This is a genomic window from Enterococcus silesiacus (genome assembly GCF_001886225.1).
In the GTDB taxonomy this organism is placed as follows: domain Bacteria; phylum Bacillota; class Bacilli; order Lactobacillales; family Enterococcaceae; genus Enterococcus_L; species Enterococcus_L silesiacus.
The window spans coordinates 82,984-106,667 of the sequence record NZ_JXLC01000013.1 but is presented as its reverse complement, the minus strand read 5'-3'; the positions used below and the strand labels follow the sequence as shown (position 1 = coordinate 106,667).

Genomic DNA, 23,684 nt, shown 5'->3' with positions numbered 1-23,684 from the left:
AAACATTCAGTTCACTAAAAAACAACACCCATAATCATTCTATTCCCGATAACCTCTTCTATGAGCATGAACGGATACTAAAAACATTAGATCAAGAAACTCAAAAATATTTTGATTTAAAATCCTAGCCGCAAAATGGGATTTTAAAGTTCATCAGTATTAGCCGAACTAATATTGATGAACAATAGATTTAAACACTCTCAGCAACTTACCAAACTACTTTCCCACTTTTTGAAAACAGTTAAAAAACATAGTATAATGACCAAACACAAGGAGGGGTTATTATGGCATTTCAAATTAAACTAAATGAACAAGAATTATCCATTCAAGGTGTACAATTTCAAACAAAAAAAGAATATACCATAATGAAGAACTCTTTAGGTTCAAGTATGTACGAGGGATTCGAGCCAACAAAAGACATGGTTCAGCTTCTAAAAGACATTCATGATGGCAAGAAAAGCAGAAATGATATTCTTTCTTTTGTCTTAGAAAATTAACTCATAACTAACTCTTATAACTATATAGATACCGAAAATCTTTACACTTCTCCTAATTCAAAGATTAAAAATATTCCTACTATTGACGATTTAGGAAAGTACCGTTTAACAGAATAGCTGAATTAGCTAAAATCCCTTTACCCCAGTGGTTTCAAGCTTCTATTATTTTATCGAGTGGGCATGACACCACAAGTTTTGAAACCCCTTATTTATAGGACTTCTCAAAGCTTTTTCTTTAAAGGAGGAACAAACATGAAAACGAAAATGCCTGAAATTCTTTCTTTCATTTCAGAAGAAGCTGTTAGTAGAAAAATGACCAGTGAGGAAATTGCCGTTCACTTTGGTTATGATAAACATCACTTTAGTCGGAAATTTAAAGAAATAAATGGATTCAGTGTTGTTGAACTTCTCTCTAGTTCAAAAGTTGAAAAGGCAATCTTTGAACTTGATGAAGAAAAACGAATACTCGATCTACAAGAACGTTCAGGTTTTGAAAGCAGCGGTAGTTTCACGAATACGTTTAAAAAATATACAGGTAGTTCACCTAAAGAGTACAAAACTGAAATGAGTGAAATTTTTTATGATGTTAAACGTTTTGAAACGGATGATCAGGATCAGTCGATAGCGCATTTTGAAGAAAAGAGTCAGTCTTTTTGCACCGTAACGATTGAAGTACCGGATGGATTTGAGATGGGGATTATATTTATTGGACTTTTCCGTACACTTATCCCGAATCATATGCCGATATCTGGATTAGCGACTAAAAATTTAATCGGAAATAAATTGAAAAATATTCCAAGTGGAGACTATTATTTATTAGCTTGTGGGATAAGCCATTCCAATAATATTCTATCTTACTTTAACTTAGGCAATAGTTTGAGGGGGAAAGAAGATGACAGGTTATCTTTTCCAAACTGTTCTGGCAATCATTACACGATTAAGCTGAGAGAACCAATACCAGAAGACCCACCCATATTAGTGAATGTGGGAAAACTTTTAATCTCCCGTTTAAAGAACACAATCTAGGATAATATTATCTGACCGTGAAATGATAAAATAACTGTAAGTTAATGAAATGGAGGAAATAGTTATGAGTTTAAATGTAAAGAGTATCACTGTAGGTCTACCAGTAAGTAATTTGGAGGAGGCTGCAAGTTGGTATGAAAGACTTCTTATGAGTGATGAGAAAATTAACCCTGTTGAAGGCGTTATTGAGTATCCAATTGGTTCTGTTTGGATTCAACTTTTCGAAGAAAAAATTAATGTTTCAGAGAACGGTTTACGTTTAGAAGTGGAAGATTTAGACACAGAATTTGAACGTTTAAAAAAACTTGGTGTAATTGTTGATGAGGTGATTGAGGATGTACCAGGTATCATTCGATACGTTGATTTCTCTGATCCAGATGGCAATAAGTTATCGTTTTATTGGTTATACGATCAAGAATAGATTGAAACGGTGCTTATATAACGCTAAAACGACGGATAAATGATTCGTCGTTTTTTTATTTTAGAAATAATGCTTAAGTGGAATAAAATATAACGTTGACTTGATTCTCTATGTTATGCGAAACACGTTTATTTTTTAGAATGATATTGGCATGGATCTCTCTACAGGAATCAAAATTTATTTAACTAAGGTTGTTAAGGAGCAAGCGATTCCATTCACACTTTCTCTAGGTCAAGACGATCTATCTCAAGCACTGAAAGAAATTGAAAATGGTAATTACAAGACGTTTAATAATAAACAAGAGCTAATGAAAGAATTAAACAATGAAGATTAAAACAGTTCCCACATTTGAACGAAACTATAAAGCTTTAAAGAAAAAACAGTATGATATGGATAAATTTGAGGTAGTTCCTGGCTTGTTGCTTAGTCAAGATACAGAGTAACTGGCACATAACTATAAAGACCATGCCTTAAAAGGAAATAAAAAAGGGTTACGAAAATTGCCTATTGAAAATGATTGGTTACTTATTTATCGAATTGATAATGGCTGTTTGGAATTATGGTTACTTGCAACAGGTTCATATACCCAAGTTTTCAGAACTACTTAAGTAGTACCTTTTGAGTTTTCAAAGGGTACTCTTCTTATATCTTAGAACCCAGTCAAATTCAGTTATGTCAGTGTTTTTTTTAAAGTAACATTTCAGATAATGGATTTTATAATACTCAAAAAACTATAAATCAGCTTTCCTAAATAAATCTTTCTTACCACTTTTTACGTGTTTACTATAGAAGGCATCATAAACGATTCAAATTAAAGGCATTTAATAGATAAATTTCTCTTTATTGAACCCTCTGTCTTGACTGTGACGTGACGAGATAGTCTATATTATAAAATAAATAGTTAAGGGAGGACTTATTATTATGAAGTCAGTCGTCATAAAAAAATCTGGTGGTCCAGAAGTACTGGAAATTGAAGAACGTCCAATTCCTAATTCAACTAAAAACAAAACAGTTATCAAGATTCATGCTTTTCCAGTACATCGATACGAGGTGTTAACTAGAGAAGGTGGGTCTCCTTCAGTCGAATTTCCAAAAGTAATAGGAATTGAAGCTGTTGGTGAAGTCTATACTCCTTCACAGGAAAGCAACTTAGAAAAAGGTCGAAAGGTCGTAACCTTTATGGGTGGCCTTGGTCGTGAATTTGATGGCAGTTATCAAGAATATGCTTTAGTTCCTGATAATATTATTTACCCCGTAACATTCAATGGAACTTGGATAGAGTTAGCCAGTTATCCTGAAACCTTCTATACTGCTTTCGGTGCCCTAAAAGCAACACGGATTAGTAAAGGTCAATCTTTATTGATCCGCGGTGGGACTACTGGTGTTGGAATGGCTGCGTTACTACTAGGAAAGGCATTAGGACTTTCTATATCTAGCACAACCAGGCAAAACAGTCGTAAAGATTTGTTATATACTTTAGGAGCCAGTGAAGTTATCCTAGATAAAGACAATCATATTGAAACAAGGAAAAAATTCGATGGGATAATCGATATGGTAGGAGCTTCAACTGTAGAGGATTCCTTAGCACATCTTAAAGCTGGAGGTGTTTACACGCTAGTTGGTTTATTGACTGGTGAATGGCTATGGAAAGATTTTGATCCTTTTAATAACTTGGCTAACAAGTATGCAACAATTTATGATTCATCTAATGTTAATAGTTCGGTAGTTGATGAGCTATTTAATCTTATTAATAAAAAACAGTTACACATTCCGATCGCTAAAGTTTTTAAACTAGACGATATTCAAGATGCTCAGCGCTATGTAATGGAAAAAGATCGTCCAGTCGGTCAAGTTATCGTTACGAATGATTAGAATCTCAGATTTTATTATATCGCTTAAAGTCATCATTAAAATAATAAAAAAACGGAGTGAATTCAATGATTACAAGAGAATCAATTTTAAATTATGTGAAATCAAACTATTTAACGAATCCTGAAAAAACATTTTCTAAGTTTCCAAACTATTGTGTGTTGAGGCATAATCATAATGATAAGTGGTATGGTCTAATCATGAATGTTTCTAAAAGTAAGTTAGGTTTAAAAGGTACAGGTGATACGGATGTTATTGATTTGAAAATTGAACCAGAATTACTAGGTTCCTTTTTAGGCAAAGAGGGCTATTACCCAGCTTATCATATGAATAAAGAAAATTGGATAACGATCGATCTTAATTCGAACGTATCTTTTAAAGAAGTAGAAGAAATGATAGATAATAGCTATAAAATGACTTATTAAAATTTAAAATAGTCTATTAGATAAGTAAATGAATAGTAGAACTCGGAGGGAAATCAAATGTCTCTATTAAATAAGAAAAAAAGTGAAGTACGTAAGTGGTTTGGGATACCATATGCGAAAGCTGAACGCTTTGGCAAACCAATAGTGGTGCCATTTGATGAAACAATTCAATATGATAAAACAGGTCCAGCCTCACTTCAACTGGGTGACTCTAGCTGGTTAAATTCTGATTGGGGAACGAGCGAAGATTGCTTGAATCTCAATATTTGGGCACCGAAAAATAGTGATTCTCCCTTACCTGTAGTCGTTTATATCCACGGTGGTGGCTGGGAATATGGTTCAAATAGTCAAGACACCTCTTCTCTTTTCGGCCTAGCATCGAGTAATCAAGTGATAGGAGTCTCTATCAATTATCGGCTAGGTGCACTTGGTTGGCTTTCTCTTTCTCAATATGGAGGACGACTTAAAGATGCAACTAATTTGGGCTTACAAGATATCATTGCTGCGCTTAAGTGGATACAACAGAATATTGCATATTTTGGAGGTGATCCTAATCAAGTGACAGTTACTGGACACAGTGCTGGTGCTTACAACTTAATGGCACTCTTAGCTGCTCCATCAGCAACTGGACTCTTCCATCGGCTAGCAGCTTTTTCTGGATTTCCTTCACGGATTGTTCCTGCTTGGTGGGCTGAAGAGCTAGCTTATCAGCTTCTTAGTGAGTTAGGACTTGAGCAAAATCCTGAAGAATTATTAGCTGTTGATGGTCAACTATTGACGAACACTTTATCAAAACTACTGCCAAAAGATTCAGGTCAACGTCATGGGATAGATAATACAACTCTAGCGGTTGTAGATGACCATCGCCAACCAGGAGCTGTACTTGAGGGAACGCCTATGGATATGATTGCTAAAGGCGTCCACAAAGAGATTGATCTATTAATCAGCAGTACAACTTATGAAGCAGGATGGTATGTTTTAAATACTAGGGAAGCTTTTAATCCTAAAAGCAATGAAGCGATCGTTGATGAACTTGTCAATGGTTCTCGCATTCCACGAAGCCAGTCTGAACGGATAATTGACGCTTATAAAGATGGGAAAGAGCCTGTAGAAGTTAGAGGGGAAGTTCATACTGATTATAATTTTACCCTACCAAAAGCAAGAGCTGCGCTTAGTCATGCCAATGCTGGCGGACGTGCTTACATGCTGAGTGTTGGTCCGACAGAAGGGTCACCAGCAGTTCATGGGACTGAAATGTATGGAATTGTAGGTGGTCAGCTTCCCAACGCAAGTCAAGAACAATTGGTGCGTGATCAATTTGTTACTGACACGATTTTGTCTTTTGCAACTGGACAATACCATCAGCTTTGGCAACCTGTTGACAACCAACCTATTGTTAAAGACATCGGACAGAGACCTTATGAAAGTAGCCAACATATTCAACATGTTTTTAAATTATTTGATGGTGTTACACGAACATAGGCTAGTAAGTAAAAATGGAACAATAAAAATTTTGAACAGTAATTCTCTTAATGAAAAAAGTATTCTTATCTCAAGAATACTTTTTTCATTTGTTCTATCCATTTTTCGTGTGCCACTCTTTTATTTGAGCTAAACGTTCTTTAAAGCGTCGTTCATTTCCTTCACTGGTAGGCTTATAATACTGATGTCCCGCTACAGAAGGCGGCATGGTGTTCATAGTCGTTAACTTATCTTCGGCATAATGAGCTAATTCGTATCCTTTACCGTACCCTAAATCTTTCATAAGTTTAGTAGGTGCATTACGTATCTGTAAAGGTACAGGATCATTAGCTGTTGTCTTAACATCTTTGGCAGCAGCTAGTCTGGCTTTATAAATGGCATTAGATTTAGGCGCCAGAGATAAGTAGGTTACTGCTTCCACTAAGTGAACATCACATTCAGGCATTCCAATAAATTGACACGCCTGAAAAACATTAATAGCAAGATTGAGTGCATTCGTATCTGCTAATCCAACATCTTCACTTGCAAACCGAACAAGTCGCCGTGCTATATATATAGGGTCCTCACCACCTTCAAGCATCCGAGATAGCCAATAAATAGCAGCATCGACGTCACTGTTACGCATCGACTTGTGGAGGGCTGAAATGATATTGTAATGCTCTTCCCCATTTTTATCATAACGCACAAATCTTTTATTGATTAATTGACTTAAATTATCGAGTGTCACTGTAATAATATTGTCTGTTTTTTCGCCATTAAGAACGGCCATTTCTAATGTGTTTAGTGCCATTCTGGCATCACCGTCTGCAAAATTAGCAATCGCTTGAATTTCATCAGGGCTAATATTGATTGTTTGTTCTCCAAATCCGTTTGGGTTACTGAGAGCATTTTCAATTAATATGACAATATCTGCCTGATTCAGTGCATGAAGTACAAATACTTTACACCGAGATAACAAGGCTGAATTCACTTCAAAAGACGGGTTTTCAGTTGTAGCACCGATTAGGATAATGCTGCCTTTTTCAACATAAGGCAAAAAGGCATCTTGTTGTGCTTTATTAAAGCGATGTATTTCATCAACGAAAACGATTGTTTTTTGCCCAATCTCGCGATCTAACTCAGCTTGTTTCATGATTTTTTTTATCTTACTGATACTGCTATCCACTGCACTAAAGCTCAAAAAACTAGATTTAGTTTTGCTTGCTATAATTTCTGCTAAAGTTGTTTTGCCTACACCCGGTGGTCCCCAAAAAATCATAGATGGCACTTGATCACTTTCAATCATTTCTCGTAAAATTTTGTTGGGGCCAAGTAGGTTCTGTTGCCCAACAAATTGAGCTAATTTTCGTGGTCGAACCCGACTGGCTAATGGTGAATTTTGATGTTGATTAGAGAAAAGGGATTCCTGCTTCATTTATTAAACCACCTTTCTTTTAAGTCTAAATTTATTTTCATGTTATAATGAATCATACACTATACCGTTACGTTACAGTCAATGAAGGAGTCGCACATGTTAAAAATAAGTGAGATGGCCAAATTAGCCAATACAACCCGCCGTACATTAATATTTTATGACCAAGAAAATATTTTTAAACCATCCAAAAAAACTGAAGCTGGTTACCGTTACTATGATTATAACCAATTATACGATTTAATGTTTATACTCGGATTACGTAGTTTAGATATTCCAATAGCTGAAATTAAAGCAATCAAAATACATTCAAAAGGTGTCCCAGCACCTCAATTGCTGAATGCTCAAAATAAAATTGATAAAAAAATTGACGAGTTGATTAAAATCCAAAATGTAATCAACAAAAAAATTGAAGATCAATCTGTTATTGAAGACACTCCCCTATATCAGCCCAAGATAGAACAGCGAATTAAAACAATATTTTGGTGTTCTCGCCAATCTGTGAGTTGTACGGAGGAAGAGGTCGCTCAATTGTTTTCAGAATTCTATAAGCAATTGGACTCATTGGCTGTTATGGATACAGCTAAATCTGGTTTTTTAACTACATTATCTGTTAATAACCCCAACGGCTACGCTGAGGCATCTTTTAGAATTATTAAAGAAAAAATTGATAGTGATCATAAAGTTTTTATCCCCATCATGGAAAAAAACGCAGGTAGTTACGCTTGTATTTTAGTGGAAAATAATGAGGCTGGTATCCATCAGGGATTAACTAAATTAAAGTCATTCTGTCAAAAAAATAAGTTAAAAACTGCAGACTATCTATGGCAGCTTAATTCAGGAGCCACCCTTATTGAAACAGGGGCTTCTAAATATGGGTGGCTTGAGTTTGCCATTTTTAATGAAAAGATTGAATAGACAGGAAAAAAATCTAGGCAACAGCACTATTCAATTTAGCTTTTGCTTGATGATACTGGTAAAGTTATAAAAATCGTCTGGATGATTATAGGTGTAGAAATTTCTTAGTTGATTTTTAAATAATACTAAATTTCTAACATATATAAATCGAAAAAGCCTTTTTTAGAACAGCTTGTGATAGTTTTTTTCGATTTACATACCTAGTAATCCATGGTTTGTTTTATTAAGTATATGCATTGTGGTAATATTTTCTATTTAAAGAAATCTACAGGTTATGGCACACATGAAAAACCACTCTATTCGCCGTAGAGTGTTTTTTGTGTTCCCTTGTAAAATTATTATCGTTTCGCACCATCATAGTATCAAAAATACAGTAGAAAAGCTAATATTGGCTATAAAAAAACAGTCTAATTTGATAGAAGCAAAAGGTCGTTATGCTTTATTCTTACCTTCTATCTACTTTTCAGAATAAGTTTTTTTATATCAGTTAGTCCAAGAATATAATCAGTGCTTGTGTTGTAGTACTTTGCTAATTTAATCAGAGATTTTACAGGAATACTCACAACATACACAAATGCGCACGTGAATCATAGCAAGTTACACTTTATTAAAATAGAAGACAGGAGTATCCTGGTCTTTTACCTAACAACCTTATTCAGTTACCTCAAATTATTTTTTATCTCTATCAATTCTTCTATTACTTTTGTTACACCATACTCATCATTAGTCTTCGTTACAAACTGAGCATATTGCTTCATATCCTCGTCAGCATTCCCTACAATATAGCTATACTTTACATATTGAAGCATTTCTTTATCGTTATATGTATCTCCAAAAGCCATCATTTGACTTGAATCAATACCTAATTTTTCTCCTAAAATAGCCATAGCTTGACCTTTATCTACTCCTTTATTCATGATGTCGATCCAGATTGTATCGCCAATTGTTACTGAAAATTTTTCATTGAATTTAGGCATTATCTTTTCATGATAGTTTACTTTGCTATCATTTTCGGGAAAGTAAATGGTAAATTTATCTATATCTATTTGAATTGATTGAATATCTTCTACAAAAGTAATATTGGTATAAAACGTGCGTAAAAATGCAGCATACTTCTTATGTTTTTCAGATAGATAGGCAGAATCCAGACCACATAAAATCGCAATACCATTTGTTTGCTCTTCAACAAAGTGAATCATTGTTTTATAATCTACTGGAGAGATAAGACTTTTGAAAATAATTTTCCCTTTATAACTGATTAGGCCACCGTTATCACTGATAAAAATCATTTTCTCGTTTAACTCAGAAAAAAGATTAGTTAATGTATACAATGGTCGACCACTAGCTATTGCGAAAGAGACACCTAGTTGTTCTAATGCTAAAATATCTGAATTAAAATCAGGAGGGAGTTCTCCCTTTTCTGTCAAAAGCGTATGATCCATATCTGAAGCTATCAATTGAATATTTTCCATCTTTTTCACATCCCCTTTTTTTATTATACTCCTAATTCAGAGTCAGAAGCACTTTTATAAAAAATAGTACATAACTTTAAAGAAGGTATAACGTTTTGCTCGATTTTATCGAGGAACTAGGAACAGGGAAGTAAAAAAATATATATACAGCACAAAATGAAGATCTTAATCAAAAACAGCCCACCTTTAAATAAATAAAATCTTGGTGCTTGATCCATGCCAAAAATAGAGGTCCCCAACAATTTCCCTACTGCTATCTTTCCATATTTATCCGCAAATTTAGCTAACAAAAGAAAGAAGATTTGAAATTTCCTCTTTCGCTTTATAAAAATACTTAACCAGTTAACGATAAATTCGTGTAGCAATACTGGAAGAACTGTATACGCAAGCATACGCGCAATAACTTCCAATCCCATTTAATAATCTCACTTTTTCATATAATGATACGACTATATTATTATTACTATGTAAAATAAGCCCATCAAAGTAAAGAATCTTGCTCGCATCAAATTCCTTACTTTGATAGCGATTATTTGATCAATCTCACCATCATTCTACAGAAAATAACCGTGATCCATTTAAGACGCAAAGGTTCACGGTTTTCTTATTACTAAAAATAAATGGATAAAAAGATCTGTTTCATGACTAATTCATTTAGAAAATATTTAGATTACTTTTTAAATCTCCCACCGTTTTTTTACAAGTACACACCAAGTTGTATATCTAAATGGATTGATTTCCCAAAACTTCTCTACTGTCGATACGTAATTCACTACTTGCTCAGCAAGAATAACGATTTCCCACTGATCATCAGGAAAAAGTTGTTTTATCCCCTCTTCATCAAAGTAATGATGTGGGACACCATCTTCTTTTCCTACATCTAAAATAAACGTATCTTTTTCGATTTCTTGCCCTTTTCCATACAAATCTGCTTTTGTCGATTTGATCGTTCCTAAAAAATAGCCACCTGTAATCAGCGACTCGTATATACAATTAATCGATTTGACTATTTTATCTAACGTATTATGCTGTAAAACAGCCCAACTAAGAACACCATGTAAAAACTCTTTCTCCTGCCACGGATAGTTTTCCATGGAAGACAAGGCCTCCGTATAGCGAATTTTATTATCATCTAGTTTTTCTTTCGTTAATTCTATTGCTTTAGCAGAATGGTCACTGATGAAAACTTCACAGTTCATTTTGCCAATTACAACACTATGACGTCCAGCACCACAACCTAAATCCCAGACTTTTTTCTCTTGCTCATTCGAAAATTCTTTTGCTAAAAGTTCTATAAACTTAACGACTTCAGGTTCAGGAGCCATTTCTATACTCTTTTTATCGTAAAATAAAGTGTTCCAATCTGCCATCATCTTTCCCTCTCTTTACCTAATTATCTAGCAATTCCTTTTTATTTCTCGCTATAAAAGCAACCACAAATAATAGTATTCCTGAAAGAACAAAAACAACATTCACACCTAAGGTATCTGCCACAGCTCCCATCAATAGTGATGACAAAGAAAAGGTTGCAGTATTCAATATACCTGTTGCAGCATACACAGATGTTAATTTATTTCTATCGATTTTCTGTTGTAGGATCGTAGCTTGAGGGATATTCTTAACTTGCAAGAAGACACCTATCAGAATTGAATACACTAAAATAAGAAATGGATTTCCTCCTAAAGCAACGAGTAATGTAATGACTCCACCCAAAATTGAACTTATGACTATTACTTTAGATTTATTCTTATCAACCATTACATTTAAATAAAATACAATCATACTTCCTAGAGCAGCACCTAGAAAATAAGTGGCATTAATGTAGCCCCACCAATTCTCTGAAACATGTAAAACATCTTTCACGAAGACCAATACAACGGCTGAAATCCACGCCGTATTTGCAATACTCTCAAGTATATCCATACTCACAATTGTAAATATAATGGGTTGTTTACGTATTTCTTGCCATCCAGAAATCAGGTGTTTCCATCTGTCTCCATCAGCATTATCAGTCGTAGAAACTGTTGGTAAATACCAAAAAGCGAAAGTAGCAATAGCAAATATACCGACATTAATCCAAATTAGGCCAGATATAGAGAAGATTATCAATAAAGAAGAGCCCACTGCCCATCCACCAATACTGACAATTTGAAGCATTGTACTAAAAATGCTATTGGCACGTATCAAATAAGACTTTGCGGCATAATGAGGTATCAATGCCCTACTTATTGGCTCAGCGCAACCATCTAAAAAAGAAATACTAAAAATAAATGTATATAAAAAGAACAGATTTTCATTATTTACTTTTAAGTTTAAATAAACTGCTAATCCTATTAATATAAATGTTTTAAATAATTGAGTTTTTCGTAAAATATCTGTCAGTGTAGCATAATTAATTAATACAGGCGTTAACAATCCAGAAAATACTGTCCCAACAGTCATAATAACTGGAGCTAGAGAAGCAGCTAATGCAGAGTTTGTTAGTGTAAAAACTGAACTAACGACGGCAATTGTGTAGATAATATCGCCAATATTCGCAAACATTTGACCGATAACAAGCTTTTTAAACGCTATATTTTTTTTCATTTTTTTCTCACCCTTACTTATCAAGAAACAGAAATTTATTTCTTTGATTTTCTCTTTACTCTTTCAAAGTAAGGTAATTTTAAATGTTCATACGTAGATTCTCCTCATAATGGTACACTATCACTGATAGTGCCATCTTATTTTTCAACTACATCTTTTTATGAGTCTCGCATACAAGATCAAATAATTTCACACAATATCCCTTGCTGTTTCACTTCCCAGTTACAGATACTGACTGAATCTTTTCTTATAATGGCTTCTGAAATACATCCTTTACAATAATTTTCTTCTGAACATGTTGAACACTGTTTTGAATCCGGAAACTCTAATTTTGAGAACAACTTGAAACTTCTATTTAAAATTGTTTTAAGTTGTTCATGTTTCAAATTACCAATGTTCAACTGCATCATGGCACAAGGGGTTACCATCATATTCGGTTTGATTTTTAATGTTTTATAACCTGCTCCACAGTTACCTATCTCACTTTTTTCTTCTATTTCCTCTATCGTAAAAAATTCATCATCAAAATTTTTTTTCAGATAATTTACTATGCTACAATACTCATTATAAGTATAACCATTAAGTTTATTATCTTTTGCCCTTCCTTGATTCGTAATTAAGCCTAACTTATACTCTGTCACTCCAAGCGCCTTAACTATGCTAGCTAATTTTTCGATTTCCTCAATGGGCTGCTTTATTAGAGAAGTAGCCACACTTGTGTTTATCCCTCTTTTTACACATCCCTTAATAAATTTTATTGCTTTATCATATGAATCTTTTTTTCCTCGTATTTGATTGTGTGTCGCTTCAAGTCCATCAACTGATACTTGAATTTGCGAAGTATCGCTTTCAGATAATAAATCCAAGCAAGATTGAACGGTCTTAGTATAAATATAACCACTTGTAGTTATGTGGATCGCTCTACCTTCTCGATGAATCATTTCGATTATTTTATCAACTTTACTATACACAAACGGCTCGCCACCAGTTAACTGAAATACACTTACGCCCATATCAAGTAATTCTTGAAGAGACTCCTTACATTTTAAACTATCCATTTCACTGCCAAATCCAGCATCTACAAAACAATGCTGACAACTTAACGGACACTTATGCGTTAATTCGAAAGTAACATGTTCTGGTGTATAGTATGTTTCACTGCCTCTCAAAACGATGTTATTCTTTATCTCGTTTGACTCAACAATAACATTGTTGGACTTTAGGGTATTAATAAATTCGTTAACGAATCCTTTGACTACATCATGCTTTTCATTATATACTTCACAAAGCTCTGCCACGATCATTTCTTGCTCATATTGTCCGCTTAATCTAAGCAAAATATCCTCTGCACTTTTGTTTACCCCAATATTCATATACGTACCATTAAGTATATATGAAAAAGAAATTCCTGTAGGTTGATTCAAAAGATAGTTTCCTTCTTTTAACGATAAATACATATAATACACCTCCAAATCCTATATTATTATAAAATGTTTTCCAACCTAATATCAGCTATAAAAACATGAACAGATCTCTATTTATTTTCTTTTAAAAAAATATAAAAGATAGTCAAAAAATACAAGAGAACCCTCATATAAATTTCTGACTATCACTAATAAAATAACATCACACTATTTTCTTCCTTGCGCACAATTTACTACTGTAGATCCTGACCCCATCGTTGCATTTTGGTTAGAATTAGATAAAACAAATTCTGGTTTTCCCATCATTTCTCACACCCTTTCTTAATTAATATAAACTAATTATATCATAAAGATTTTAAATGTAAACGCTTTATTGCTCAAAAAATCACAATAAAAAGAGGTTAAAAAGTATAAGGTTCAAATTATAAAAGCTTTTGTCTCCCTGCCAAACAAGCACCCTACGCAATCATCCCCTCTGCGTATGGTGCTTAAAAATTCTATTTTTATGAAACTATCAACTCTGCTCCGTTACTTTGAATCACTTTTTGATACCAATAGAAAGAATCTTTTCTGCTACGAGCCAATGTCCCGTTACCATCATCATCCTGATCGACATAGATAAAGCCATATCGTTTTGACATTTCAGAGGTACCCGACGAAACAATATCAATCGAAGACCACGTCGTGTACCCAATTAAATCAACACCATCGATCAAAGCTTCCTTCATTTGCTCAAGATGTTTTTGCAAATAATCAATACGGTAGGTGTCATGAATACTCCCATCTGCTGCTACTTTATCTTCAGCACCAATACCATTTTCTACAATAAATAAAGGCACTTGATAGCGATCATAAAGGTCATTTAATGTGTAACGCAAGCCTTTAGGGTCAATTTGCCAGCCCCAAGCTGAGCTTTCTAGATAAGGATTCTTTAGCCCTTTTTTCAAGTTGGCATCTGTCATGTCGCCTTCATCTGGCTGTGCACTTGAGACATTAGACATATAGTAACTGAATGCTAAATAATCAGACGTATATTCTTTTAATAGCTCTTTATCTCCGTCTGTCCAAACGATTGAGACACCATTTTCTTTAAAGAAGCGATTCATATAGCCAGGATAAGCCCCGCGAATCATCACATCTGTATAGAAGAAGTTATCATATTGATCGTCATGCATCATTTGTAAGACATCCTCTGGCTTACACGTTGCAGCATAAGTCGTAAAGCGTGCAATCATACAGCCCATTTTGCCTGCTGGATTGATTTCATGCAACCGTTTGGTCACAAGTGCTGCTGCGATAAATTGATGATGGACTGCTTGATAGCAATCTTGGATATAATTATCGGTTTTATCTGCTACGACACCTGTAGATTTAAAGGTTGAAAAACGTCCTGCATTAATTTCATTAAAGGAAATCCAGTAAGTCACTCGTTGCCCAAAGTTGGTAAACAAGCAATCGGCAAAGCGAACAAATAAGTCAATGACTTTACGATCTGTCCAGCCCTTATATTTATTTACAAGCGCTAGCGGCATTTCAAAGTGTGAGATGGTCACAAGTGGTTCCATGCCATATTTTTCAATTTCAGTTAAAACAGCATCGTAGAAATCAAGGCCTTCTTGATTCGGTGTTAACTCTTCACCTGTTGGGAAAATACGGCTCCAAGCCATTGAAAAGCGGAAGACTTTAAAGCCCATTTCTGCACATAAGGCAATATCTTCTTTATATCGATGATAAAAATCAATCCCATGTCGTTTAGGATAACGTCTTGTATCTAGATCATCCATCGCTTCTTCAATCTTTTCTGTCGTTACATTGCGATGCTTCGCTAAATCTTGACGGTCAATTTGGCTGTCAAAAAATGAAATATCTGAAACCGCCATGCCACGACCATATTGACCGTATGCCCCTTCAGCTTGACAGGCTGCAATCGCGCCTCCCCATAAAAAATTTTCTGGAAATATAGTTTCTTGTGTCATAAACGCCACTCCTTTTTATAATAATGTAATCAAACGGTCACCAGCATTGACTTGTGCTTGATCGCTGACTACAACGTCTTCATAATTTGCTGTATTGGTAATAATAACCGGTGTTGTTACGTCAAAGCCAGCTGCTTTGATCGCTTCGATATCAAACACAACCAGTGGCTCGCCAACTTTTACCGTTTGGCCTTGTGTTACTTTTAACTCAAAGTGTTTCCCTTCTAGTTGAACAGTATCTAAACCAATATGGATCAGTACTTCTGCACCATTTTCTGAAGTTACACCAACTGCGTGTCCTGTTGCAAAGGCCATAGTAACCGTGCCATTGACGGGTGAAATCACTTCACCTTTCGTTGGAGCAATCGCTAACCCTTGACCTAATGTTCCTGAAGCGAAAGCTTTATCATTAATATTTTCTAGTGACACAATATCACCAGCTAGTGGGCTGCTGATCACTTCTGATTTTACGCCAACCTGTGCAACTGTCGTTGTTTCTTTTGTAGCGGTTGTTGCTTCTGGAATATCCTCAAAGCCGATGAAATAAGTTAAAACGGCTGCTAAGACAAAGGCTACTGCAATACCAATCAAGAAACCTACGAAGCCTTCTCCATTTGGTCCATAGAAAGCTGGAATCATTAAAATACTTGAAGGTCCTGCTGCATAGCCCATACTTCCAGCATACCCAACAATACCGCCACCAACAGCGGCTGAAATCACCCCAATAATAAACGGACGTTTTAATCTTAATGTCACACCATACACAGCTGGTTCAGTAATGCCGAATAAGGCTGTGACTACAGCAGAAGCTGACAATGCTCTAAACTCTTTATTTTTAGTCTTTAACATAACACCTAAAACGGCACCTGCTTGAGCAAATACTGAAATCGCTACGCTTGGTTTTAAAGGATCTTTCCCCATTGTGGCAATATTGTTCATCATCACTGGTACAATTCCCCAGTGTAAACCAAACATCACAAGAATTTGCCATGACGCTGCAATTAAAGCACCTGCAATAATCGGATTAAAGTTGATGACTGTAATCAAAACATCCGCAATCGCATTCCCTACATAGACACCAAATGGACCAAAAATCATTAATGTTAAAGGAACAATCACAACCAACAGAATCATTGGTGTAATAAAGTTTTTAATGCTTTGATGTAAACGTTTGTTCAAGAATTTTTCTAGGACACTCATCACATAAATAGCTAAGATGATCGGAATAACAGTCGACGTATATTTCACCATGACCACTGGAATTCCAAAGAAATCAGCTGAAATATCTGGTGCGGCTAACCCAATAATCGTTGGATAAACTAGCGCACCTGCAATCGTTACTGCAACAAAGACATTGGCTTTGAATTTTCTGGCTGCTGTGATCGCTAGCAAAACGGGTAAGAAGTAGAATAAACTATCTGCAATTGCACTTAGAATAATATAAGTTGACGTTTCTGGTATGATCAATTTTGTTGTCGTCGCAATCGAAAGTAACCCTTTTAAAATCCCAGCTCCTGCCATCACACCAAGTAATGGCGTAAATAAGCTAGAAATCAAATCTACAAATTTCCCAAAAATCGTTTCATTGTCATTTGAACTATTATCTGAACCTGTTTGATCACCAGTTAAATTAGAAATAGTTCCAATCGCCGCGTAAACTTCAGGGACAGTATTACCAATAACTACTTGGAATTGTCCCGCACTTTCCATCACTGTCACTACGCCGGGAATACTTTCCACAGCACTTTTATCAACAATATTTCTATCTTTCAACTTAAATCTTAGGCGTGTCGCACAATGAACAAGTGATTGTACGTTTTCTTCGCCACCGACTTCTTTTAATATTTTTTCTGCTAATTGATTCGTATCCATGATAAATCCTCCTAATTTTAAAAGCTGAACAGGCTCATTTAGTCTTGACAGGAAAATAGAGAAAATTGATTGTGACGCTTTTTGTCACACTCAATTTTTATCTTTTTCCCGAAATACTAGCCTGTGAAGCTAGACAAAATATAATTGCAAAAGGCTATTTTTAACTGATTTAAAATAGTTCCGGAGCTATTTTTGGCAAAAGAAAAACCTAAACCTTTACTAAAAAATGCATACACTACCCCTGTGTGCAATCTCTTAGTAAAAGTTTAGGTGTCGCCTGCCGAACAGTCACAATCCACTAACCTGATACGTTATTTAATTATCTGTCTCAAATGATAGCATTTTCAAAAATAGAAGTCAATCTTTTTTTGAAAGTGTTTTCTCTCTTGTATATAAACGCTTTAAATGAATCACAAGGTATAACATTTCCTCAGAAGTTAAGTCCATATGGAAAGTCGTATACACATACTCCGCAATTTTATTTGCACACTCATATGCTAATGGGTACTTCTTTTTCATCAATAAATAAAGGTCATGATCTTCACTATCAAGCAACGTTCCATTGGTGATCCGTTGTACAAAAAATTTAAGATGGGTCAAAAAACGATAAAAATTCAATGACTCTTCATCATATTCAATCCCTAAATGATATTTCACAATTTTTAAAATAGCAGAGACTTCTTTTGTAATCGCAACAGTTGTATTCATTTCTTCATTCATTTCCGCATTGATCAAATGCATCGCAATGAATCCTGCCTCATCCGCTGGCAATCTAACTTCTGTTTCCTGCTCAACCATATCTAGCAAATCCTTAGCTAGTTCAAATTCATTTGGATATAAACGATTGATTTCCCAAATCAAAGAATTAGTAATCGATTGTCCATTTTGATGTCTTTTTAACGCATGAAAAATATGATCCACAAGAGAAACATGTAAGCTTTCATTTAATTTTTGATTCAGCTTTTTCTTTGCGATATCAATAAATTCCTCAGTCACTTTTAGAATTGGATAAGGAACTTCATTACTAAGTGAGTTAAAATGCTGCTGCAAACCAGCATCTTCTAAATGAAAAATTTTATCAGCCTTTGTCATATCTAATGTTTCGCCGGCGCTCTTTTTAAATCCAATGCCTTTGCCCATAATCACATGTTCTATTCCATTCTCATCTTTTGTGATGATCACATTGTTGTTTAGTATTTTATATATTTTCATGACTTAACCTCCTCATTTTTGACCTGCTTCTTCAATTTGCTATTCTACGCTATGAAGCAAAAAAAAGAAAGGCTTTGTTTTTTTATGAGACTAAGTTTGATCACTTCATGTAGCTACTAATAACGATTTGACGTTATGACTCACAGCTGAATAATTATGACTTGTAAGAGTTTTCCCTGTGTGTGAATTAGTCTGAAAAGAAGCTTCTATTATATACATTTGAATATATGTTTCTGTTATATTGTTTACGATAACATTCTATTTTATGTATCATATTTTCCTATAAGCTTCACAATAGTTGCCTCAATTCTTTAATAATCAGTTTGATTGGATTGGCACTAACTGAAGAAATCTAAAATGAAGATAGGAATCAAGCCCTAACAAGACTACTGCTTAACTCTCTACCGTTTTTTCGCAAGTACACACCATGTAGTATATCTAAATGGATTAAACGACCAAAATTCCTCGGCTTTTTCTATATAATTCACTACTTGCTCTGCGAGAATGATGATTTCCCACTTATCACTAGGAAAAAGCTGCTTTATTCCATCTTCGTCAAAATAATGGTGAGGCACGCCTTCTTCTATTCCTACCTCTAACACAAAGGTATCTTTTTCAATTTCTTCCCCTTTTCCATACAAATCTGCTTTTGTCGATTTGATCGTTCCTAAAAAATAGCCGCCTGCCAGAAGTGAATCATGAATACAATCAATCGCTTCAGTGATTTTATCCAAAGTATTATGCTGAAGAACCGCCCAACTAAAAACACCATGCAAAAACTCCTTCTTACTCCACGGGTAGTTTTCCATCGAAGTCAAAGCCTCAAGATAGTCGATGTTATTTTCTTCTAATTTTTTTGTTGTCAGCTCTATCGCTTTACTGGAATTATCACTGATAAAAACCTTACAGCCCATTTTGCCGATTACGACACTATGACGTCCACCGCCACAGCCCAGATCCCAAACCCTCCGCTTCCGCACATTTGGAAATTCTGTTGCTAAAAGTTCAATAAATTTAACGACTTCAGGTTCAGGTGCCAGTTCTATATTCTTTTGATCATAAAATAACGTATTCCAATCTGCCATCTTCTTTCCCTTCTTTCTTTGGGTTTCCATTTGCTATGTACTATAAGCATATCATATTAGCTACTCGTACTTTCCTCAGATTATTTATTTTAGCTGTAATTAATTGATAACCTGTGCCATAATTATTTTTGAACCGTTACTTATTGACTTGGATCCTATTTTGAAAAACCAGTTATATCAACATTCCTATCGATGTAAACACCTGTATACACCCATATTTCTACTAAAGTACACTCTAATAGACAGACAAAATAGCCCCTTCTATATTATCTTAGACTCAAAGGAGACAACAAATGAACTTTAATAAGCAATTAAAACTTTATCGTGAAAGAGATGGGTATTCTCAAGAAGAACTTGGAGAAAAAATCTACGTCACACGGCAAACTATTTCTAAATGGGAGAACGATCATACGTATCCTGATATTCATAATTTGATTGCTTTAAGCACTCTTTTTGATGTCACTTTAGATGAATTAGTCAAAGGAGATGTAGCAATTATGAAAAACAATCAAAACATCGAGGCAAAAAAAATGAATCGACTCTCTTGGATCATGCTTCTATTTATCGGGTTAACGGTTTTATCTATTGTACCTTTTGTAGACTTATGGGGTTGGTATGGCTTGAGTATTCCTTTCATTCTTTGGGCAATTTCTATGATTGCGGCTTTAAAAATCGAGAAAATCAAAAAAGAAAAAGATGTTCAAACGTATGGTGAAATTGTTGCTTTTATGGATGGGGAGAATCTTGAAGCAGCCAGAGCCAAACGTGATAAAAAAAGGGATCGTTGGAACAAAACAAAAATCGTTTTGGGCTTTTCATTAGCGGCTGGCGTACTTACTGCAATTAGTGCTTTGCTATGGATGTGGTTTTCATAAAAAAATATATCTAAAAAAAGCATTTGAAAGTTGGTAACCAATTTTCAAATGCTTTATCAATTAACTACTTTTAACTTTTTTGTACATCTTAAAACTATAGCAAATCTCTTACATATAGCACTAATCACTAACAAAGTCAAAATTTTATGCACAATTTACTATTTCTTTTGATAAACAAAAATGGATATCTGAAATCAGTGACTCATGTATACAATTAATCAATTCAACTATTTTATCTAACGTATTATGCTGTAAAACAGCCCAACTAAGAACACCATGTAAAAACTCCTTCTCCTGCCACGGATAGTTTTCCATAGAAGACAAAGTAATTTTAAATGTTCATAAATAGCTTCTCCTCATAATGCTACACTATCATCGATAATACCTTCATGTGTAATTTACTGCTGTAGCGTTCGGCTTCGTAGTTGTGATTTGGTTAGAAAGAACGAAAAACAAACTTTTTTACCACTAAATCCTCATCTATCACTAACAAATATAAATTAATAATATTACATAGGAAAGTAATGTAAACTTTTTATTCACAAGCATAACAATCATTGAGAAAAAATTAGCATTTAACTTCAAAAAAAACAAGTAGTCGGCTATCCAACTACTTGTCTTTTAATTAAATATTAGTAATATAAATCAGCATCCAAGTGTTTCATTGTTATCTCTCTAAAACTTGACCTTCTCAAAACTAACAAAATATAATACAAATTCTCACACAGATAAATCACATCCTTGGTAATACACAGCCCTGATTCTCGTTTTGTAATTTTCCACCTTACTATTGCTCAAACCTGAGCCAATAACTCCATAAACATAGACATTGTATTTTTTTAAGAAGCTACATATAATACTCTGTTAACATGCTCGTCATTCTTAGTAATTTCACCGACATCAGTTTTATGTATTAGCAGCTATTTGTATCTGAATATGCACTTGTTATATTTTTTTATCACTGATTCTAGATAATCTGAAACTCTTTTAATAGTCTCCTAAAGCTAGCAATCGCTACAACTTAGAGAAACCATTATCCGTTTAAAAATATCCTACTATTAAACAAATAAACCGTTAATAAGCATCTTTGTGCTAGTACTTTTATTTCATGATGTAATAATGTCATTTGACAATTCAATTATATATTGCTAATATAGTTTTACGAATTTAATTAAATGAAGTGAACTATAATTTCAAAAAATTGTAGTTCAGTTAGTCTGTGTTCAAACGTTTTACTTTATAAAAGCAAAATATACCTCATCATTAATGAAAGTAAAATTATACGGAGGATAACAATGATTGAAAATAACATTTCTTATATTGCAAATTATCTATGGCAAAAATCAATAGAAAATATTGATACTATTTTAACGAAAGAAGAAAAAAGCAGATTTAATATTGCTGATTATTACTACTTAACTACCATTTATCACATGGATTACCCAACTTTGGGAGAAGTGTCCGAAAAACTTAGCTTTACCAAACCCGCTATATCTGCAATGGTAAAGCGATTAGAAGGTCTTGACTTCATTGAAAAGCATCAGTCTTCTATAGACAAGCGTATATACAATCTTCTGATAACAGAAAAAGGAAAAAATATTGTTGAAGGAGATAATAGCCTGTATCAACAATTTACAGAAAAAGTCCGTGAATTGACAACTGAAGATCAGATGAAGCAATTTACCTGTTTGTTAGAGAAATTAACTGCACAATTGAAAGAATAATTTTAATACGTAAAACAAAACTTTAGGAGGTTAGATAATGAAGAAAAAATTTGAAGGAGCAAATATTGTGATAATTGGTGCAACAGGAGGCTTGGGAACAAGCTATGCACGAGCATTTGCCGATGAAGGAGCTTCAATTCTATTAGCTGGGAGAAATGAACTGAAACTACAAGAACTTGCTCAAGCTTTGCCCGAAAAAACTTCGGTAGCTCAAGTCGATATCACAAGTGCAGAATCCGTGGAAAAACTTGCAGTTTTAGCAAGCAAATGGGCAGAAAAGATTGATATTGTTGTGAATGCTACTGGTTTTGATGTACGAAAATCATTAACCGAGCATCAAATTGCAGAAATAGATAAATCTGTAAACATCAACCTTATAGGATCTATCTTAATTTCTAGAGCCTTTTTACCTCATATGAGAGCGAACAAAGGAAGTACTATTGTTCATATGGGTGGCTTTGCAGATGGTCGTTTAGCTTTTCCATACTATAGTGTTGATGTTGCAACTCGCTCAGGTATTTTCTCTTTTGTTGAATCTATAAATCGAGAGTTACAGCAAGATGGAAGTCTAGTACGTTTAACTTATTTTTGTCCTAACTCAGCGGATACGACTGCTGAAAGACCTTTTCATTCTGTTTGGAAAGAGATGGGCATTTCAATTTCGTCTACAGATCAAGTAGCAGCAGAATTACTCAAGGCAGTTGAACAAAAGAAAACGATTTATATAATGGGTGGAATAGCTACCCGCTTTTTTGCAAAATTAAATAGTTTATCTCCTAAGACAGCGGATATACTATTGTTAAATAAATATGGCGCAATTTTAAAAAAATATTTTGGTTCAAATGAGTCTAAAAAAATGAATAGAGAAAAAAAAAATAGTAGTTTGAAAAAAATCGCTCTTTGTATGGTAGTATTGTCCTTTGGACTCTATGGATTACTACCTGTAGTTCCCTTTATATCATTTAACCTTTCACTGAAAATGGTGATAGCGGGAACTATAATGGGTATTAGTGAAATTCTTTTTTGGTTGGGAAGTTTGATACTTGGCAAAGAATTAATCATAAAATATCGCAATAATTTCAATTTTTTCAAATGTTTCGGCAAACTATAATTATTCGTCCTAAAAGTCTATTACAATTCACAAAGCATCTATTTCACTATTGGCTATAATGACTTAAAAGCAAATCAGAAATCCTAATAAGAGCCTGGGACATAACTTTTCAAGTTATACCTCAGGCTCTTTTTATCCGAATAAACGGTGGGAGCAGAAGCAATCCCTTCGGAAATAAGCTGAAATTCACAAAAATTTGAAGAGCAATTTTCGTAAATTCCTTCTTATTTCTCGGGATTAGACGCTTCTGTCCCAACCTCTTATGAATTAATAGATTAAAATGCGTTCTAGCTAACTG

At 34.3% G+C, this 23,684-nt stretch carries 22 protein-coding genes; 13 read left to right on the top strand and 9 right to left on the bottom strand.

Annotated features, from left to right (window positions below; all coding sequences use genetic code 11):
- The first annotated feature begins 284 nt into the window (after positions 1 to 284).
- The 9 genes from RV15_RS10390 to RV15_RS10355 all read left to right on the top strand — a co-directional run bounded on the left by RV15_RS10390 (position 285) and on the right by RV15_RS10355 (position 5,720).
- Positions 285 to 497: a hypothetical protein gene (locus tag RV15_RS10390; RefSeq protein ID WP_071877978.1), complete on the top strand. Its 213-nt coding sequence runs from the start codon at positions 285 to 287 to the stop codon at positions 495 to 497.
- 252 nt (positions 498 to 749) lie between these two features.
- Positions 750 to 1,523, top strand: a complete 774-nt coding sequence (locus RV15_RS10385; protein WP_071877977.1) for a helix-turn-helix domain-containing protein — start codon at positions 750 to 752, stop codon at positions 1,521 to 1,523.
- A gap of 64 nt (positions 1,524 to 1,587) precedes the next feature.
- A complete protein-coding gene (locus RV15_RS10380) occupies positions 1,588 to 1,944 on the top strand; it encodes a VOC family protein (RefSeq protein WP_071877976.1) in 357 nt (118 codons plus the stop codon).
- Between the two features lie 151 nt (positions 1,945 to 2,095).
- A complete protein-coding gene (locus RV15_RS10375; protein ID WP_083429158.1) occupies positions 2,096 to 2,278 on the top strand; it encodes a type II toxin-antitoxin system RelB/DinJ family antitoxin in 183 nt (60 codons plus the stop codon).
- Positions 2,268 to 2,387, top strand: a complete 120-nt coding sequence (locus tag RV15_RS18950; RefSeq protein WP_245791331.1) for a type II toxin-antitoxin system YafQ family toxin — start codon at positions 2,268 to 2,270, stop codon at positions 2,385 to 2,387. Before RV15_RS10375 ends, RV15_RS18950 begins: the two co-directional genes overlap by 11 nt.
- The gene (locus RV15_RS18945) at positions 2,388 to 2,552 is read left to right on the top strand and encodes a type II toxin-antitoxin system mRNA interferase toxin, RelE/StbE family (RefSeq protein WP_281246834.1); all 165 of its coding nucleotides are present in this window, start codon (positions 2,388 to 2,390) and stop codon (positions 2,550 to 2,552) included.
- Between the two features lie 313 nt (positions 2,553 to 2,865).
- Positions 2,866 to 3,816, top strand: coding sequence for a zinc-binding dehydrogenase (locus RV15_RS10365; RefSeq protein ID WP_083429157.1), 951 nt, complete (start codon positions 2,866 to 2,868; stop codon positions 3,814 to 3,816).
- Between the two features lie 65 nt (positions 3,817 to 3,881).
- A complete protein-coding gene (locus RV15_RS10360) occupies positions 3,882 to 4,238 on the top strand; it encodes an MmcQ/YjbR family DNA-binding protein (RefSeq protein ID WP_071877974.1) in 357 nt (118 codons plus the stop codon).
- Positions 4,239 to 4,295: 57 nt separating this feature from the next.
- Positions 4,296 to 5,720 (top strand): carboxylesterase family protein, encoded by a 1,425-nt coding sequence (locus RV15_RS10355; protein WP_071877973.1) that lies wholly within the window; start codon positions 4,296 to 4,298, stop codon positions 5,718 to 5,720.
- Between the two features lie 94 nt (positions 5,721 to 5,814).
- On the opposite strand, the gene RV15_RS10350 is transcribed toward RV15_RS10355, so the two are convergent.
- The gene (locus RV15_RS10350; protein WP_071877972.1) at positions 5,815 to 7,134 is read right to left on the bottom strand and encodes a replication-associated recombination protein A; all 1,320 of its coding nucleotides are present in this window, start codon (positions 7,132 to 7,134) and stop codon (positions 5,815 to 5,817) included.
- A 96-nt stretch (positions 7,135 to 7,230) separates the two neighbouring features.
- Between RV15_RS10350 and RV15_RS10345 the strand changes: the two genes are divergently transcribed.
- Complete coding sequence (locus RV15_RS10345; RefSeq protein WP_071877971.1) at positions 7,231 to 8,049, top strand: MerR family transcriptional regulator; 819 nt, start codon at positions 7,231 to 7,233, stop codon at positions 8,047 to 8,049.
- Between the two features lie 659 nt (positions 8,050 to 8,708).
- Here the strand turns inward: RV15_RS10345 and RV15_RS10340 are convergent.
- The 8 genes from RV15_RS10340 to RV15_RS10300 form a co-directional block, all read right to left on the bottom strand.
- Positions 8,709 to 9,521 (bottom strand): HAD family hydrolase, encoded by an 813-nt coding sequence (locus RV15_RS10340; protein ID WP_071877970.1) that lies wholly within the window; start codon positions 9,519 to 9,521, stop codon positions 8,709 to 8,711.
- 677 nt (positions 9,522 to 10,198) lie between these two features.
- Entirely contained in the window at positions 10,199 to 10,891 is a 693-nt protein-coding gene (locus RV15_RS10330) for a class I SAM-dependent methyltransferase (RefSeq protein WP_071877968.1), read from the bottom strand.
- Positions 10,892 to 10,910: 19 nt separating this feature from the next.
- Entirely contained in the window at positions 10,911 to 12,107 is a 1,197-nt protein-coding gene (locus tag RV15_RS10325) for an MFS transporter (RefSeq protein WP_071877967.1), read from the bottom strand.
- Between the two features lie 179 nt (positions 12,108 to 12,286).
- Positions 12,287 to 13,564 (bottom strand): radical SAM/SPASM domain-containing protein, encoded by a 1,278-nt coding sequence (locus tag RV15_RS10320; protein WP_071877966.1) that lies wholly within the window; start codon positions 13,562 to 13,564, stop codon positions 12,287 to 12,289.
- A 470-nt stretch (positions 13,565 to 14,034) separates the two neighbouring features.
- On the bottom strand, positions 14,035 to 15,507 hold the full coding sequence (locus RV15_RS10315; protein WP_071877965.1) for a glycoside hydrolase family 1 protein: 1,473 nt from the start codon (positions 15,505 to 15,507) through the stop codon (positions 14,035 to 14,037).
- Between the two features lie 15 nt (positions 15,508 to 15,522).
- On the bottom strand, positions 15,523 to 17,379 hold the full coding sequence (locus RV15_RS10310; RefSeq protein WP_071877964.1) for a beta-glucoside-specific PTS transporter subunit IIABC: 1,857 nt from the start codon (positions 17,377 to 17,379) through the stop codon (positions 15,523 to 15,525).
- Positions 17,380 to 17,736: 357 nt separating this feature from the next.
- Positions 17,737 to 18,591, bottom strand: a complete 855-nt coding sequence (licT, locus tag RV15_RS10305) for a BglG family transcription antiterminator LicT (RefSeq protein WP_071877963.1) — start codon at positions 18,589 to 18,591, stop codon at positions 17,737 to 17,739.
- A 401-nt stretch (positions 18,592 to 18,992) separates the two neighbouring features.
- Positions 18,993 to 19,676 carry a class I SAM-dependent methyltransferase gene (locus tag RV15_RS10300; protein ID WP_071877962.1) on the bottom strand — a complete coding sequence of 228 codons (684 nt, stop codon included), beginning with the start codon at positions 19,674 to 19,676 and terminating at the stop codon, positions 18,993 to 18,995.
- A gap of 293 nt (positions 19,677 to 19,969) precedes the next feature.
- Between RV15_RS10300 and RV15_RS10295 the strand changes: the two genes are divergently transcribed.
- The 3 genes from RV15_RS10295 (at position 19,970) to RV15_RS10285 (ending at position 23,386) form a co-directional block, all read left to right on the top strand.
- The gene (locus RV15_RS10295; protein WP_071877961.1) at positions 19,970 to 20,551 is read left to right on the top strand and encodes a helix-turn-helix domain-containing protein; all 582 of its coding nucleotides are present in this window, start codon (positions 19,970 to 19,972) and stop codon (positions 20,549 to 20,551) included.
- 1,295 nt (positions 20,552 to 21,846) lie between these two features.
- On the top strand, positions 21,847 to 22,275 hold the full coding sequence (locus tag RV15_RS10290; RefSeq protein WP_071877960.1) for a MarR family winged helix-turn-helix transcriptional regulator: 429 nt from the start codon (positions 21,847 to 21,849) through the stop codon (positions 22,273 to 22,275).
- Positions 22,276 to 22,312: 37 nt separating this feature from the next.
- The gene (locus RV15_RS10285; protein ID WP_071877959.1) at positions 22,313 to 23,386 is read left to right on the top strand and encodes an SDR family NAD(P)-dependent oxidoreductase; all 1,074 of its coding nucleotides are present in this window, start codon (positions 22,313 to 22,315) and stop codon (positions 23,384 to 23,386) included.
- Positions 23,387 to 23,684: the final 298 nt, after the last annotated feature.